13 protein-coding genes and 2 pseudogenes are annotated in these 16,021 nt (G+C 60.4%); 10 read left to right on the top strand and 5 right to left on the bottom strand.

All coding sequences use genetic code 11. The features are described from left to right. Positions 1-13: 13 nt before the first annotated feature. A complete protein-coding gene (locus tag HJB84_RS11765; protein WP_221116000.1) occupies positions 14-802 on the bottom strand; it encodes a sulfite exporter TauE/SafE family protein in 789 nt (262 codons plus the stop codon). A gap of 234 nt (positions 803-1,036) precedes the next feature. Here HJB84_RS11765 and metG point away from each other — a divergent pair, with 234 nt between their 5' ends. From metG to HJB84_RS11750, 3 genes are read left to right on the top strand one after another with little or no spacing between them, the layout of a single operon-like run. Then, complete coding sequence (metG, locus tag HJB84_RS11760) at positions 1,037-2,587, top strand: methionine--tRNA ligase (protein ID WP_221115999.1); 1,551 nt, start codon at positions 1,037-1,039, stop codon at positions 2,585-2,587. Between the two features lie 4 nt (positions 2,588-2,591). Beyond that, positions 2,592-3,374 carry a TatD family hydrolase gene (locus tag HJB84_RS11755; RefSeq protein WP_221115998.1) on the top strand — a complete coding sequence of 261 codons (783 nt, stop codon included), beginning with the start codon at positions 2,592-2,594 and terminating at the stop codon, positions 3,372-3,374. A gap of 3 nt (positions 3,375-3,377) precedes the next feature. After that, a complete protein-coding gene (locus tag HJB84_RS11750; RefSeq protein WP_221115997.1) occupies positions 3,378-4,202 on the top strand; it encodes an MBL fold metallo-hydrolase in 825 nt (274 codons plus the stop codon). Positions 4,203-4,297: 95 nt separating this feature from the next. Here the strand turns inward: HJB84_RS11750 and HJB84_RS11745 are convergent, their stop codons facing one another. Next, positions 4,298-4,903, bottom strand: coding sequence for a TerC family protein (locus tag HJB84_RS11745; RefSeq protein ID WP_207580509.1), 606 nt, complete (start codon positions 4,901-4,903; stop codon positions 4,298-4,300). A gap of 253 nt (positions 4,904-5,156) precedes the next feature. Here HJB84_RS11745 and HJB84_RS11740 point away from each other — a divergent pair, with 253 nt between their 5' ends. Continuing rightward, positions 5,157-5,837 (top strand): hypothetical protein, encoded by a 681-nt coding sequence (locus tag HJB84_RS11740; protein ID WP_221115996.1) that lies wholly within the window; start codon positions 5,157-5,159, stop codon positions 5,835-5,837. 78 nt (positions 5,838-5,915) lie between these two features. Beyond that, positions 5,916-6,296 carry a hypothetical protein gene (locus HJB84_RS11735; RefSeq protein WP_207580507.1) on the top strand — a complete coding sequence of 127 codons (381 nt, stop codon included), beginning with the start codon at positions 5,916-5,918 and terminating at the stop codon, positions 6,294-6,296. 66 nt (positions 6,297-6,362) lie between these two features. On the opposite strand, the gene HJB84_RS11730 is transcribed toward HJB84_RS11735, so the two are convergent. Beyond that, positions 6,363-6,851: a PAS domain-containing protein gene (locus HJB84_RS11730; protein WP_207580506.1), complete on the bottom strand. Its 489-nt coding sequence runs from the start codon at positions 6,849-6,851 to the stop codon at positions 6,363-6,365. 276 nt (positions 6,852-7,127) lie between these two features. Between HJB84_RS11730 and HJB84_RS11725 the strand changes: the two genes are divergently transcribed. Both HJB84_RS11725 and HJB84_RS11720 read left to right on the top strand, forming a co-directional pair. After that, the gene (locus HJB84_RS11725; protein ID WP_207580505.1) at positions 7,128-7,820 is read left to right on the top strand and encodes a DUF599 domain-containing protein; all 693 of its coding nucleotides are present in this window, start codon (positions 7,128-7,130) and stop codon (positions 7,818-7,820) included. 78 nt (positions 7,821-7,898) lie between these two features. After that, positions 7,899-8,813: a LysR family transcriptional regulator gene (locus HJB84_RS11720; protein WP_207580504.1), complete on the top strand. Its 915-nt coding sequence runs from the start codon at positions 7,899-7,901 to the stop codon at positions 8,811-8,813. Here HJB84_RS11720 and HJB84_RS11715 read toward each other — a convergent pair. Then, positions 8,802-9,752: an alpha/beta fold hydrolase gene (locus tag HJB84_RS11715; RefSeq protein ID WP_221115995.1), complete on the bottom strand. Its 951-nt coding sequence runs from the start codon at positions 9,750-9,752 to the stop codon at positions 8,802-8,804. The genes HJB84_RS11720 and HJB84_RS11715 overlap by 12 nt on opposite strands. 367 nt (positions 9,753-10,119) lie before the next feature. On the opposite strand from HJB84_RS11715, the gene HJB84_RS11710 reads away from it, so the two are divergent. The 3 genes and pseudogenes from HJB84_RS11710 to HJB84_RS11700 form a co-directional block, all read left to right on the top strand. Beyond that, entirely contained in the window at positions 10,120-11,427 is a 1,308-nt protein-coding gene (locus HJB84_RS11710; RefSeq protein WP_207580502.1) for an epoxide hydrolase family protein, read from the top strand. Positions 11,428-11,716: 289 nt separating this feature from the next. Next, positions 11,717-13,867, top strand: coding sequence for a mechanosensitive ion channel family protein (locus tag HJB84_RS11705; protein ID WP_221115994.1), 2,151 nt, complete (start codon positions 11,717-11,719; stop codon positions 13,865-13,867). A gap of 372 nt (positions 13,868-14,239) precedes the next feature. Then, positions 14,240-14,421, top strand: a pseudogene (locus HJB84_RS11700) (helix-turn-helix domain-containing protein); the annotation flags it as partial. Between the two features lie 149 nt (positions 14,422-14,570). Here HJB84_RS11700 and HJB84_RS11695 read toward each other — a convergent pair. Next, a pseudogene (locus tag HJB84_RS11695) lies at positions 14,571-16,006 on the bottom strand (NAD-dependent succinate-semialdehyde dehydrogenase). Between the last annotated feature and the right edge of the window lie 15 nt (positions 16,007-16,021).

Below are 16,021 nucleotides of genomic sequence, written 5' to 3'. Positions count from 1 at the left end.
GCCGATGCTCCGGTCAGCCGGTCAACAGCTTCCAGGCGACGACGGCGAGTGTCAAGGCAAGGACGATGCGGATGGTGCGTTCGTGCAACTTCGGCGCCAGCAAGCTGCCGATGATGATGCCGGGGATAGAGCCGATGAGCAGGGCAAACAGCATCGGCCAGTCGATTTCGCCGATCAACCAATAGCCCGTGCCGCCGATCAGGGTCAGCGGGACCGCATGGACGATATCGGACCCGACGATCTCGCGCACGTCGAGCCTGGGATAAAGGACCAGCAGGATCGTCACGCCCAGGGCGCCGGCACCGACGGAGGTCAGGGTGACAAGGACGCCGAGGAGGAATCCGAGAACGACGGTGAGGGCGAGGATGGTTCTCGGCTGCGGCGGCGTACGGTCGCCGATGGCGCGGCGCGCCAGCTCGAGTATCGGGCCTCGGAAGACCAGCATGATCGCGGTCATGACAAGAAGCCAGCCAAGCGCCGTGGTGATCGTATTGGTGACGCCGATGCTTTTGCGATCGACGCCTGCCAGCATCCAGAGCATCAGCAAGGCGGCCGGCACGCTGCCGATCGCGAGGCTGCCGACGATCTTCCAGTTGACGCGCCCGTGCATGCCGTGAACGGCGGTGCCGGCGGTCTTGGTGATCGCCGCATAGAGAAGATCGGTGCCGACGGCGGTTGCGGGATGGACGCCGAAGAGCAGCACCAGCAACGGTGTCATCAGCGAACCGCCACCAACGCCGGTGATGCCGACGAGCGCGCCGACAAACAGGCCCGAAAGTGAATAGAGAGGTTCGAATGTCAATCAAGCGCCTCCGACGGCGCGCGGCCACGACAAACCGGATAGATGAAAATTGGCACTTCGTTCTGTCCCGCCCTCTTTTCCATGACGGGTAGATTGCGGCAGAAGCTGAGTCAAGTTCACCACGCTAACGTCCCGGAAATCATTGGCGGCGGTAAAACTTGATGTTTCGCTTGGCGGTGACATGCGCTAAGAGCGGCTGACCATTTTTATAGACTTAGCCGGACATTGGCCGCCATGATAGACAAGACACCCTTCTACATCACCACCGCGATTTCTTACCCCAACGGCAAGCCGCATATCGGCCATGCCTATGAGCTGATCGCGACGGATGCGATGGCGCGCTACCAGCGCCTTGACGGTAAGGACGTGTTCTTCCTGACCGGCACCGACGAACACGGGCAGAAGATGCAGCAGACGGCGCGCGCAGAAGGGATCACCGCGCAGGCGCTCGCCGATCGCAATTCGGGCGAATTCCAGGCAATGGCCAAGCTGCTCAATGCCTCGAACGATGACTTCATCCGCACCACGCAGGAGCGTCATCACGAGACATCGCGCAACATCTGGAACCTGATGGCCGACAATGGCGACATCTACAAAGACAGCTATGCCGGCTGGTATTCGGTTCGCGACGAGGCCTATTACCAGGAAAACGAGACGGAGCTGCGCGCCGACGGCGTGCGTTACGGGCCGCAGGGCACGCCGGTCGAGTGGGTGGAAGAGGCAAGTTATTTCTTCAAGCTCTCCGAATATCAGGAGAAGCTGCTTGCCCATTACGAGGCAAATCCCGACTTCATCGGCCCGGCCGAGCGCCGCAACGAGGTGATCTCCTTCGTCAAGTCTGGCCTCAAGGACCTCTCAGTTTCGCGCACGACCTTCGACTGGGGCATCAAGGTGCCGAACGATCCCGCCCATGTCATGTATGTCTGGGTCGACGCGCTGACCAACTACATCACCGCGACTGGCTATATCGAGGACAAGAACGGTCCGTTGGCAAAATACTGGCCGGCCGACGTGCACATTATCGGCAAGGACATCATCCGCTTCCACGCGGTCTACTGGCCGGCCTTCCTGATGTCGGCGAAATTGCCGCTGCCGAAGCGGGTCTTTGCCCATGGCTTCCTGCTCAACAAGGGTGAGAAGATGTCGAAGTCGCTCGGCAACGTCGTCGATCCCGTCAATCTGGTGGACCATTTCGGCCTCGACCCGGTGCGCTACTTCTTCCTGCGCGAAGTGTCCTTCGGCCAGGACGGCAGTTATAGCGAAGAGGCGATCGGCATCCGCATCAATTCGGACCTCGCCAACGGCATCGGCAATCTCGCCAGCCGCTCGCTGTCGATGATCGTCAAGAACTGCGACGGCAAGATCCCCGAATGCGGGCCGCTGACCGACGAGGACAAGGCAATGCTGGCGCAGGCCGACGCGCTGCATGCCTCGACACGCGACGACATGGGCAAGCAGCAGATCCACCGGGCGCTCGCCTCGATCATTTCGGTCGTTTCCGAAACCGACCGTTATTTCGCCGGGCAGGCGCCGTGGGCGCTGAAGAAGACCGATCCCGAGCGTATGGGCACGGTGCTCTATGTCACAGCCGAAGTCGTACGCCAGATCGCCATCCTGCTACAGCCATTCATGCCTGATTCATCAGGCAAGTTGCTCGATCTCGTCGCGGCATCGGAAGACAAGCGCGACTTCGCTGCTCTCGGGCAAGCCGGCCGTCTCGTTGCCGGAACGCCGCTCGAAGCGCCGACGCCGGTCTTCCCGCGCTACGTGGCTCCGGAGGCTTGAGGCCGTGCTGATCGATACGCATTGCCACCTTGATTTCGCCGACTTCGAGGCGGAGCGTGACGAAATCGTTGCGCGCGCCCACCAGGCCGGTGTTAAGCAGATGGTGACGATCTCGACGCGGGTGCGCAAGCTCGACGGGCTGCTGGCGATCACCGAAAAATATCCATCGGTGTTCTGCTCGGTCGGTACGCATCCGAACAATGCCGACGAAGAGCTGGATATCCAGACGGAAGAACTGGTGCGGCTTGCCAATGCCCATGAGAAGGTGGTGGCGATCGGCGAGGCCGGTCTCGACTATTTCTACGACACGCAGAACCCCGAGGACCAGCAGACCGGCTTCCTGCGCCATATCGCGGCGGCGCGCGAGACGCAGCTGCCGCTCGTCATCCACAGCCGCAGCGCCGATAAGGACATGGCAGCGATCCTGACCGAGGAAACGGGGAAGGGGGCCTTCCCCTTCATCCTGCACTGCTTCTCGGCAGGCGCGGAACTGGCACGGACCGGCGTCGAACTCGGCGGCTATGTTTCCTTTTCCGGCATCCTGACCTTCCCGAAGTCGGAAGAGCTGCGCGAGATCGCCAAGACAATCCCGCAGGATCGGCTGCTGGTGGAAACCGACGCGCCGTATCTGGCGCCGAAGCGCTGGCGGGGCAAACGCAACGAACCGTCCTATGTCGTCAACACCGCCGAGGTGCTCGCCGAGACGATCGGCCTTTCCTACGCAGAGGTCGCACGGATCACAACGGAGAACGCTTTGCGCCTGTTTACGAAGATGCCGAGGGTCTAGCGCGTGCTCTACCGGCGGCGCTTCACCATTCTCGGCTGTTCGTCGTCACCCGGCGTGCCACGTATTACCGGCGACTGGGGCGCCTGCAATCCCGACAATCCGAAGAACCGGCGCACGCGCGCCGCCTTCATGGTGCAGCAATTTGCGCCGGATGGCGGTGTCACCACCGTCGTCGTCGACACCGGACCGGATTTTCGCGAGCAGATGATCAGGGCGGGGGCCGACCATGTCGATGCCGTGCTCTACAGCCATCCACATGCAGACCATATTCATGGCATCGACGATCTGCGGGGCTATTTTCACAACACCCGCCGCCGGGTGCCGATCTTTGCAGACCAATATACGATGGACAGGCTGCGGGAGGCCTTCGGCTATTGCCTGGAAACGCCGCCGGGCAGCAATTATCCGCCGATCGTGCTGCCCATTGTCATCGAAAACCTCGACGAACCCGTCGAAATCCGCGGTCCCGGCGGCAAGATACAGTTTCATCCGCATATCCAGCAGCACGGCGATATTCATTCGCTCGGTTTCCGTATCGGCGATGTGGCTTATTGCAGCGATATCAGCGATTTTCCGCCGCAGACCGTCGACAAGCTTCACAATCTCGATGTGCTGATCATCGACGCACTGCAGTATACCTACCATCCGAGCCACCTGTCGCTGGAACAGTCGCTCGACTGGATCGGCCGGCTGAAGCCGAAACGGGCGATCCTCACGCATATGCACACGCCGCTCGACTACGACACGGTGATGGCTGAAACGCCAGACCACGTGGTGCCGGCCTATGACCAGATGAGTTTCGAAATCGAAGTGAGGATCGGGGCTTGAGCCCCGCCTCCAGAGCACGCTGCCGGGACTGAACACCTCGAACAGAATTCAGATTTCAGGCCGGTCCGGCCTAAAATCATTCTGCTCCAGGGCCACTATACGTAGGGCATAACCTCGACGGCGCCGCGATAAATCATGTCGAGCGAAACGTAGAGAATGATAAGCAAGCCGACATAGGCGATCCAGCGGTGATTGTTGAGCAACCGGGCGATCAGGTTGGCAGCGATGCCCATCAACGCGATCGACAGGGCAAGACCGATGACCAGCACGCTCGGGTGTTCGCGCGCGGCACCGGCAACGGCGAGCACGTTGTCGAGCGACATCGAGACGTCGGCGATGACGATCTGGGTCGCCGCCTGAAAGAAGGTCTTTCTCGGCGCGCCTTCGGCACTCGCCGCATCGTGATTGTCGCCATGGCCGGCACGAATCTCGCGCCACATCTTCCAGCAGACCCACAGGAGCAGCAGGCCGCCGGCAAGCAGCAGGCCCACAACCGCCAGCAAATAGACCGCGACGCTGGCAAAGAGAATACGCAGGACGGTCGCTGCCAGAATGCCGACGATGATCGCCTTGCGGCGTTGCGTGGCCTCGAGGCCGGCAGCGGCAAGACCGATAACCACGGCGTTGTCGCCGGCGAGAACGAGGTCGATAGCAATGACCTGCAGCAAAGCCGTGAGACCGGCTGCCGTAAAGATGTCCATATGAATTATCCCCGATGCGTCAAGAGCCGTGCTAGCGTCTCGAAGGTTTGACGTCAACCGCTACAGCGCTTGGAATTGCGGCGGCGCCGGACAACGATCCTCGATGCCAAAACGTTCCTCATTTCGATATCGGGGAGCCGCCATTACATCCTCCGCATTCGCTTGGAACATTCCTGTCGTCCACCTGTTTTTCTGAACAGGAAACCAGCCGGCGGATCGACGGCGTGGGTCTATGCATCGAGAGGACAATCCCATGAGCAGCATTTATAACGATACCAATCCGGCCTTCTCAGGCCCGACAGGGGGCGGCAGCCTCACCGCATTTTTCGACAGCCGCTCGGAAGCCGAATCCGCCGTGTCTCGTCTTGAGGACGCGGGTGTGCCGGTTGCCAGAATCAGGTTGATGCCGGGAAATCAGGCGGATGGAAAAACCGCCGGCACGATGGGCGACGACCGCAGCGGTTTCTTCGACGCGCTGGCGGACTTCTTCTTTCCCGATGAGGATCGTGCGGTATACGCAGAAGGGCTGCGGCGAGGCGGCTTCCTCGTCCAGGTCAATGATATCGATGACGCGCTCTATGAGACCGTCCACGACATTCTCGACGACGAGGGCAGCATCGATATGGATGACCGGGCGGACCTCTGGTCGTTAGAGGACCGGCAGCAAGGCGCATCCAATACCGGTTTTGCCGGCCAGTCCTCTGGCGGCAAAGCGTCAGAAGACCTCGCTGTGTCCGAAAGTGCCTTCGAGGCGTCGGCTTCTGATGATGCACGCCCGGTCGCAATGCGCGACAGCGCGCATGGAAGCGCCAAGGTGCGTGCCTACACATTGAGCGGCAGGGATGCCGCGCCGTCGGAAGATGCCAATAGCCAATCGCAAACCCAGTCGCAAGGCGGATCCAACCAGAGCCAGGGTTTCCGACGCGACCACTGATGAGTACCTGCCGTAACCCACGGCCCGGTGGCGATGCCGGGCCCTATTTTCTCTCGCCTGTCATTGGAGGACATGTCCATGCAATCATCCATCAACCGGGACGGCCACCTTCCGCTCGACCCCGATGAACTGATCGCCGAAGGTGAGCCGCCGTTTGCGGATGCCGCCGCCGAGACCGCGCGTGAAAAAGCCGATCAGGACCTGAACGCCCTGCGGCAGGAGCTAAGGCTGCTGCGGGTCCGAATATCCGCGCTGCGCGAGGATGCCGAAGCGGCACTCAAAGCCAAGGCCACGTCGGTCGATGCAAACGCCCATGTTCAGCTCGGCGACTACCCTTGGGCAAAGCTAGCCGCGGCGATCGGCGCGACCTTCGTTGCCGCCAGGCTGGTTCGGCGCCTGCCGTTCGACGTGCTGCTTGCGGGCTCTGCCGGCCATGCCTGGGAGGCGAGGCGGCGGTGACCGGCTGAGGGACGAGCGGTCAGCGCGGCAAGAGCAGACCCATCGACACCATGGCTTGGAAGGAAGTCAATGAAGCGGTACAACGTCCGAAGGCATCGGCTTGGCAAGCTCTTTCAGAATCGCTTCAAGCGCATCGGCCGTCGTCTGCAGGCCGGATGACTGCGCGATTTTCAGCGCTTCCCTGCAGTGAGCATACAATTCGTCTTGCTGGACGTGATCAGTCGTCCGAAATACGATGCCCGCATACTGCGATGGGTTTCCGGCTTGATCCCGGAAGCAGCGGCCGAAAGCGGCCACGGCCACCATTTGCCCGCTTCCATCAAATACCCGATAGTCATGGCGGTAGGGATCTCCTGTCATCACAGAGTCTGAAATCGCCTTGGCCACGGATGGCTTGTCGTCCGGGTGAATCCTGTCGAGGTATTTTATGATCGGCAGCCCCGAGATGGTCTGCTCCGGATCAAGCCCAAAGAGGTTTGCCAGCGCCGAATCCGCATAAACCGTGTCGGTCGCCAAGTCCCACGTGAAGATGCCAGGCTCTTCGGCAAGGTCCATTCCGTATCCCCAGTCTGACCGCCAGCGCTGCCGGTTGACCACGTCACGCGGCTGGTGCCACTCAATCTTAGTCGCCTTTCGACCGGACGCAATATCGACTTTTTTGATCTTCCTCGTGCACGAGGCCCGAGACTGCCATAGAAGCTCGCGACGCGCCGCTGGTAGCGCCTTGGCGCTTGTGCGCACCGAAGGAACCCGGGGACGACGATAGACGCTTGGAGCCGCCGTTCCCTCGAAGTAGTGTCTGGAAAAACGCCATTCAGTTCGGGGGACACCATGGATTTTTTGAACGTCGCGGCGATCGTATTCTTCCTTCTCGTCTGGATGGCACTCGAGCCTTTGATGGCAATGGGATGGCCGCGGCGGAACGACAGTCTTTCCGTCGACATGGTGCGCATTCGCGCGGCCTGGATGCGCGAGGTGCTGACTCGAGACAACAACTTCATCGGCGACGCGGCGATCCTCGGGCACACGATCAATTCGGCATCCTTCTTCGGATCGGCCAACCTCATCGTCATCGTCGGGCTCAGCGGTGCGTTGTTCATGGAGCCGAATTACGGATCGGGCGGCGGGCTGATCGCGATGTTTGCGGCGCAGGATCCCGCCTGGTTCTTCCAATGCAAGGTGCTCTTGATCATGGCGACGCTGTTGCGCGGCCTGTCCGATTTCATATGGGCGGTCCGGCAGATCAACTATTGCCTTGCGGCGATCGGGGCGAGCCCGTCGCGCGATGAAGACAGGGACATCGTCAGCTGGACGAACGCCCTGACCCTGGTCTTGAACCCGGCTCTTCGATCGTTCAGCGTCGGCGTCCGATCCTACTACTTCACCGTCGCTGCCGCATTCTGGTTCATTGGGCCAATACCCTTCCTTGTCGCGACCGTCCTCAGCGTCGGCGTTTTGATCTGGCGGCAATCCTGGTCGGATGCTGCAAAGGGGATCATGGCCATACGCAAACTGCTGGATTAGGATTGCCTGCGGTTCAGGGCAACGTCATAGTCTGCTGGCCGATGATGAGCAGAAGCGCTATCTTGCGGGCGGTGGCCAATGGATCGTTTCGAAGCGATGCGCATATTGCTGGCCGTTGTCGACGCCGGAAGCATCTCGGCCGGCAGCAGGAGGCTGAACGCGCCTTTGCCCAGCGTCAGCCGCAAGGTAACCGACCTTGAACGCCATCTTGGCGCAAACCTCATTGTCCGCACCAGCCGCAATCTTCAGCTCACCGATGCCGGCCGCGACTATGTCGACGCCGCCCGAAAGATCATAGCGGATCTCGAGGAGGCGGAGCGAAGGGCGTCCGGCGAATACCAGACGCCCAGAGGCGTGCTCACGATCACGATGCCGATCGAATATGGGAACCGGTACGTGCTGCCCGTTGCGCTCGGTTTCATGGACAGATACCCGGAGGTGTCGCTGAACCTTCTATCGCTCGATCGCACGGTCGATCTCGTGTCCGAGCAGGTGGATATCGCCATTCGCCTCGGCGACCTCGCCGACAGCTTCCTCCATGCGGTCAAAATCGGCGAATTCCGTTTGCTGACCTGCGCGAGCCCTGCCTATCTCGCGCGACATGGCGAACCTCAGGGTCCGGGCGATCTCATCGATCGCGAGGGGATATTCTTCAACAAGCGGACATTCTTCTGGACATTCGACGTCGACGGCAGGCCGATGGAGGCGGCGCCCCGCAACCGGCTAGAAGTGAATACAGCGGCGAACTGCGTCGCAGCAGCCGTCGGCGGAGCGGGGATCGCGCGGCTCTTCGACTACCAGGTTCCGGACCAGCTGGCGTCTGGCGCGCTCGTGCCCATCCTGCGGGATTTCGATGGAGCACCACAGCCGATTCATATCGTTTACGCGCGCCAGAGGATTCTGGCGCTGAAGGTACGCGCTTTTGTCGACTGGGCTTCGCCAAGATTAGGCGCGCGATCGAAGAAAGAAGGTAATCCAGCTTTATCTGAATGATGCGCGAATTTCTTCAACTGTATGTTCAGGATATTGAAGATGTGGAAAGTGGCCGATACCCGGCAGGATATCGATTTTCGCACCGATCTTGGCGGCCAACTCGATGCCCATTTCCTTTCTTATGTAGACGTCCTTTTCGCCCCAGATCTGCTTGACCGGCGTCTTCAGTCGCTCGAGGTTGGCCTCGAGGACGTTCTGGTCGCGCGTGAAACTCGCGTAGTAGTGGGCAAAGGCGTCCGCTGACGTCATCCCATCGAGGCTCCACGAACGGACCATGTCCCGCTGGACGTCGGTCGGCAAATCGAATTGCTCAGCGGGCGACAGGCCGCGCCTGTGCACGTTCTGAAGGATCTCGTCGCTTGTCTTGTTCATATACGCTCGGGTCGGCGAGGCCGTCGGCTCGGCCTTGAGGTTCTGCAGGCTCTCCCACATGTATTGCGGCCGGTCGAACGGCGCGAAGTCTCCGACGATGATCCGCCTGGCGATCGCCGGCTCATCGAGAGCAAGCAGCAGAACGGGGAGGGCGGCGATATCGGTCGCATAGATCACGAGGTTCGACCGGTCGATGCCGGCCCTCTCGATATAGGCCTTCAACACCGCCGCGTAGGCCTGCGGCGCGTAGGAAAACCGTTGCAGGATCGGGCGCGACGACCGGCCGTAGCCCGGCCAATCAAAGGCATGAACGTCATAGTCGCGAGCAAGCGTGCTCGCGATATGCTTCCAGACCGTCAGCGTTTCCGGAAACCCATGCAGGAAAAGCACGGTGCCTTTTGGCGCCGGGGCGCGAACAATCATTCTCCTCAGCGTGAGCATCTCGTCGATCTCGATGAAGTCGACGGCGCCGTGCCGGGTTTCCGCGGACGCTAAGACTTCTCCGAGGGGGATGGATGAAGCTGCGGCGACCGATGCGGCGCTATTTGCGGTTTTGTTCTCAGACATAGGAGGTCCTTTCCTGAACGACGGGTCAATGGTTCTGTCTGCGCAATTAAGTGGCCACGCCGTCGCCGCGCGGTAGCCGGGGAAAATGAGAGGAACCCTCTCGATGTCGCTGCGACGCCGCTGCGCAATGCTTTTTCGATCGAGAGGCTGCCTCTTAATTTCTCAAGGTGCTGGGTCTGCTTCGACCGACCCAAATCGCTACCAGCCGCCGATTTGAGAAAGCTCGTTAGCGTATCGAGGCGGGAGGCAGAGCGTCGGGCGACAGCATGAGGAAGAACTGATATGACTGACCGAATTGAACCCATCAAGGGAACAGCCCTTGTCGAACCTGTCCGTTGACCCTCGATGTCAGGAAAGGACACACGTCATGGCGCTGCTGACCTCTTTGAACCACAGGCCTATGTCGCGACGCTCGCTGCTGTGGGGAAGTGCCGCCGCCGGCATATCCGCGGTTCTCCTTCCGCTCGCATCAGAGGCTGCCGATGTCACCGCCGCAGCGGCGGAGATCCGACCGTTCAAGGCCGAGGTTTCCGAGGCAGCGCTCGCCGATCTCAGGCGGCGACTTGCCGAGACCCGATGGCCCGACGGCGAAACCGTCACGGATCGTTCGCAGGGCGTCCAGCCCGCGAGGCTGAAGGAGCTGGTGGCCTACTGGCAGTCGTCCTACGACTGGCGCAAGGCAGAGAGCAGGCTGAATGCCTTTCCGCAATTTCTCACCAATATCGAAGGACTGGACGTCCATTTCATCCATGCCCGTTCCCGCCATGAAAACGCGCTGCCGCTGATCATGACCCATGGCTGGCCGGGTTCGGTGTTCGAACTGCTTGATGTCATCGGACCACTCACGGATCCGACGGCGCACGGCGGCTCGGCGGAGGACGCCTTCCACCTGGTGATCCCTTCGATTCCGGGATTCGGCTTCTCCGGGAAACCTCCGGCGACGGGTTGGAACCCGCAGCGAATAGCGGCTGCCTGGGACGTGCTGATGAAGCGGCTCGACTATGACCGCTACGTCGCGCAAGGCGGCGACTGGGGCGCGATCATCAGCGACGCCCTGGGTCGCCAGGCGCCCGACGGGCTGCTCGCGATCCACGTCAACAGGGTCGAGCGCGCCACGACGTTCCCATCGGACGCAGCCCAAGCTCTCAAAAATGGAGGACCGGCTCCCGGTACCCTGTCTGCGGACGAGAAAGTGGTCTTCGACGAGGCGCGGGACTTCCTCAACAATGGCTTCGGCTACGCCGCAATCATGAGCACACGTCCGGAGACGGTCGGTTACGGCATTGCGGATTCTCCCGTTGGCCTCGCCGCCTGGCTTTACGACAAGATCGCCGATTGGGTGTTCACCCCAGGCGACCCCGAACAGGCGCTCGGCAAAGATGCCATCCTCGACAACATCACGCTGTACTGGCTGACGAACACGGGCCCCTCGAGTGGCCGCATCTATTGGGAAAATGCGATGGCGGGCGCGAAGCTCACGGAGGTCAAAATACCGGTCGCCGTCACCGTATTCCCCGGAGAGGTCTACAAGCCGCCCAAGCACTGGTTGTCGAAAGCCTATCCGAAGCTGGTCTACTACAACCGCGTCGCCAAGGGCGGCCACTTCGCTGCCTGGGAAGAACCGGAACTCTTCAGTCAGGAGATCAGGGCAGGGTTCAAGACGGTGCGGTCATGAGCCGCCGATGGGGCGAGGGAACGTTGATCGCCGGTGATCATGCGACGAGTTCACGGACGGCCAGTGGCTGATCCTCGCATCACCCCTCTGCAAGCCTGAAAACATGGGCTTAGGCCACCGTCGAAGGGATCTCCGGGTAACGGCGGCCATTTGCGCGCGGGGGCAAACGTTAGGCTTTCGTCCGTCAGACGGGTTCGTCGATTGACGTTGATTGTGCAACGCTTCACAACGTCCGAAGTTTCTACCAACCAAGCAGAAGCGACGCCAACGTCGCGGGGACCACGGCTACATGCGCATCAACGACAACCGTCATTTTTTCGGCAGAGTGTCCATAGTCCTGACGGTGGTATTTTCGACGCTTCTGCTCGCGAGCGTAACGGCCGCCACAGCGGCCGAACCGACCGGTTCCTCGGGACCGATCCGGGTTATCATCGAATTGCCGAATGATGATGCCGGACGCGCGCTGGTCAATCGGATCGTCCCCGGCACTCAGGAACCGGCGCAACCGGCAGCGGCACCGCAGGAGGCGGCACCGCCGTCGATTGCCACTGCATTACAGGATTTGCGCCAAAGGTTGCTCATACTCGTCGATGCAGTCCCGACCCTTCCGGGACAGATCCAAACGGCGATCCGGGTCTTCCAAACGGATGATCGTATCGATGCCGTCGGACTGATCCTGGCGGTTACCCTCTTCATTGCAGGCGGATTCGCTGCGCAGCGCCTTGCCTGGTGGTCCGGGCGAGGGCTTCTTCATTTTGTCCTGACCGCGCCTGCCGACACTGTCCGGCAGCGGATCAAGCTGCATGCCAGCCGGCTTTCAATGGGTCTTCTTGCGTTGGTCGGTTACCTGATCGGCAGCCTCGGCGCGTTTATCCTCTTTCCTTGGCCGGTCGTCTTTCGCGATATTGCGCTCATTCTGCTATCAGCGGCGCTGATAGTGCGCCTCGGCGTGCTTGTGGGCCGCATCGTCATCGCGCCCGGCGCACGGCTGCCGCATATGCGGCTTCTGACGCTTGTCACCTCGCTTGCGTGGTTCTGGTATTACTGGCTCCTCGCAATCGTCGCGATGCTGGCGGCTGGGTGGGCAATCATTGAAGTGTTTCAGACCATCGGGGCTTTACCCATCCTGGTCGACCTCTTTACCGCGGCGTGGCTCGGTGTCATTTCAATCACGCTGATCGTCATGATTTGGTTTCGGCATTTCCGTTCTGATGGGCCGCCGGTGAACCGGCTGGTCTGTGTCGGCTTCAGCGCGAGCATCATGCTGTCGTGGCTGTTATGGGTGTCCGGGCTCCGCGGAGCATTCTGGACAGTGATCGTCATGACGCTTCTGCCGCTTACTGTTTCCGTGGCTCGTGATATCATTGGTCGCATTATACGATCCGGCGGCGAGCACGCCGTCGAAGATCCGGCCATCGTCGGATGGTCGGTGGTCATCATGCAAACGCTGCGTAACGGCCTCATCGTGGTCGCCGCGCTGCTCATTGCCCGTTCGTGGGATGTCAATCTCAGTGACCTTGCCGCAGCCGAGACGGTGACCACACGTTTGATCCGTGCAGGAATCCGTATCGTTATCGTGCTGCTGGTGACCGATGTCATCTGGAAGCTCGCAAGCACGCTGATCGACAGTCAGATGGCGGTGGCGTCGCGAAGTGCGGAGGCTGGGCATCACGACGGACCCGAAGTGCGCCGGCGTCAGCGGTTGAATACCCTGCTTCCGATCCTTCGCAATGTGCTGTTTCTGGCGATCGGTGCTGTCGGTTTCCTGATGATCCTGGATGCGGTCGGCATTCAGATCGGACCGTTGCTGGCGGGCGCTGGCGTCGTCGGTATAGCCGTCGGTTTCGGTGCACAAACACTCGTCAAGGACATCATCTCCGGCGTCTTTTATCTGTTCGACGATGCCTTTCGCATCGGTGAGTACATTCAGGCAGCAAAATACAAAGGGACGGTCGAAGGTTTCTCGCTACGATCCATCCGCCTGCGACATCATCGCGGTCCAGTCACCATCGTTCCCTTCGGCGAACTCGGCGCGGTGCAAAATCTGAGCCGCGACTGGGTGATCGATATCATTACTCTTACCCTGAATTATGACAGCGACCTTGAGGAGGTCCGCAAGACCATCAAGCGCATCGGCGTCGAGCTTCTGGAGGATGCCGAACTCGGGCCCAACATCATCGAGCCCTTGAAAATGCAGGGGATCGAGCAGATGGCCGATTACGGTGTGCAAATTCGGCTGAAGTTCATGGCGAAACCCGGCGAACAATTCGGCGTTCGCCGGAAGGCCCTTGCCATGCTCAGGAAGACATTCGCGGAAAAAGGCATCCAGTTTGCAACTCCGACGGTTCATGTTTCCAGCGGGACGGGAGATGCAATAGCCTCCGCCGCCGCCGCGGAACTACAACGGCCATCAAAAGTCATCCCAACACCTGAGGAGTAACCGCGTTGAGCCACGGGCGGCTTTCCATCGAATGCTATCGAAGCAATCGCTGACCCCGTTGTCGCCAAGCGCGCATCGTCAGAGACATGGGTCTCGAAACAGTCTGTGGGCAATGCTTCGCCGCTTTACGAGGGAAGGTCCGGAGATGAAATCGAAGATGTGCTTCAAAAGGCAAATTCGCGAGGATTGGTTTGAAAGAGTGGGACGTTGAGATGGATGACGACGGTATACCATTGTAATCAAACGGCATATTTTTGTTCCATAATCCATCTTATGCGATATTCGTATGTAGCCGCAAAGTTGAAGTGTCCTGTTTTTGCAAAGTTGGAATGTCACACTCCCCGGGTCTGATTGACGCTTGGGAGATTGCAGATGGAACTGATTGCGATGAGCGAGCGCGATCTGCAGCGGATCGAGATTCTGTCGAAGGTGATGTCCGGCCGCATGACGATGGTGTCGGCCGGGCATGTTCTCGACCTGAGCGAGCGGCAGGTGCGCGCCGGCTGCTGGATCGGATCCGGACTGGCGGCGCAGCGTCGATGCGGCATAAGGCGCGATCGGCCGACTGAGCGGTGTTTGAAATCGTCAAAGACCGGCTCATCCGAAAGGCAATTGTGCAAAGCTGAACCGAGTTATGGGGCGGAAGGTTTGCCGAGCGGCGTGCCCTTCCCGCGCCCAACGTTACCGCGTGGGTCGGCGTCCGCTAACCAACCGCCTCGGTTACGAGCTTTGTATTGAAATAGCTCTCCATCGCTTCGGTACCGCCTTCCGAACCGTAGCCGGAATCCTTTATGCCGCCGAAGGGTAGCTCTGGCAGCGCCAGTCCATGATGATTGATCGACAGCATGCCGCTTTCGATTTCGCGCGCAAGGCCGGCACTGGTCTTTGCAGAGGTCGTGTAGGCATATGCCGCAAGCCCGTATGGCAAGCGATTGGCTTCGGCAACGGCAGAAGCGTAGTCTGAAAAGGCACTGACAATCGCAAGCGGACCAAACGGTTCTTCGCTCAGGACGCGCGCATCTTGTGGAACGTCGGTCAGAACTGTCGGCTGGAAGAAATTGCCGAGATTGCCAATCCTTTTGCCGCCGGTTGCGATCTTTGCGCCGCGCATAACCGCGTCGGCTGTCAGCGCTTCCATGGCCTCGACCCTTCGCGCATTGGCAAGCGGCCCCATGGTCACACCGTCGCTCAATCCATCGCCGACGTTGATTGCCTCGGCCGCCTGTACCAGGCCAGCGAGAAATCTTTCAAAGACGCTTTCCCGGATGAGGAACCGTGTCGGTGCCACGCAAACCTGCCCGGCGTTTCGAAATTTCGCAGCGGCCAACAATCTGACCGCCAGGTCGATATCGGCGTCATCGAAAACGAGAGCGGGCGCGTGGCCCCCGAGTTCCATCGTCACGCGCTTCATGTGGGCGCCGGCCAGCGAGGCCAGTTGCTTTCCGACGACGGTCGATCCCGTGAAGGAGATTTTCCGGATAACCGGGTGCGGAATAAGATAGTTCGAAATATCGGCGGGAACTCCAAAAACGAGATTGAGCACGCCCGCGGGCAGGCCCGCATCAGCAAAGGCGCGAACGAGTTCAGCGCAGCTTGCCGGCGTCTCCTCCGGCCCCTTCAAGATAATCGAGCAGCCGGCTGCAAGGGCCGCCGAAACTTTCCGTACGGCCTGATTCAACGGAAAATTCCACGGACTGAAGGCCGCCACCGGGCCGACAGGCTCCTTGACGACCATCTGCCTGATATGGGTCGCCCGTGGCGGGATCAAACGGCGTAGGCACGACGCGCCTCTTCGGCAAACCAGTCGATGGTGTCTGCAGCTCCCGCGGTTTCCGCCTTGGATTCAACTAGCGGTTTGCCCTGCTCCAACGTCATTACGCGCGCGATCGCCTGGGAGCGGTCCCGCAGGATCTTGGCGGCGTCGTGCATGAGCTTTGACCGCTCGAACGCGCTGACTTGCCGCCAGTGTTCAAACCCGGCGGTGGCGGCCGAAAGCGCTTCGTCGAGATCACCCTTGCTGGCATTTGAAACGCGGCCGATGACCTCGCCCGAGGCGGGATTGACGATGGTCAGACTCTCGTCAGAGCCGTCCCTCCAGTGGCCATTGATATAAAGTTGGGTATCCGGATATGCCGCCATACTCGTTCTCCATTG

The sequence above is a fragment of the Rhizobium sp. NZLR1b genome, assembly GCF_019685155.1.
Taxonomy (GTDB): Bacteria; Pseudomonadota; Alphaproteobacteria; order Rhizobiales; family Rhizobiaceae; genus Rhizobium.
This window is presented reverse-complemented; position numbering and strand designations above follow the sequence as displayed.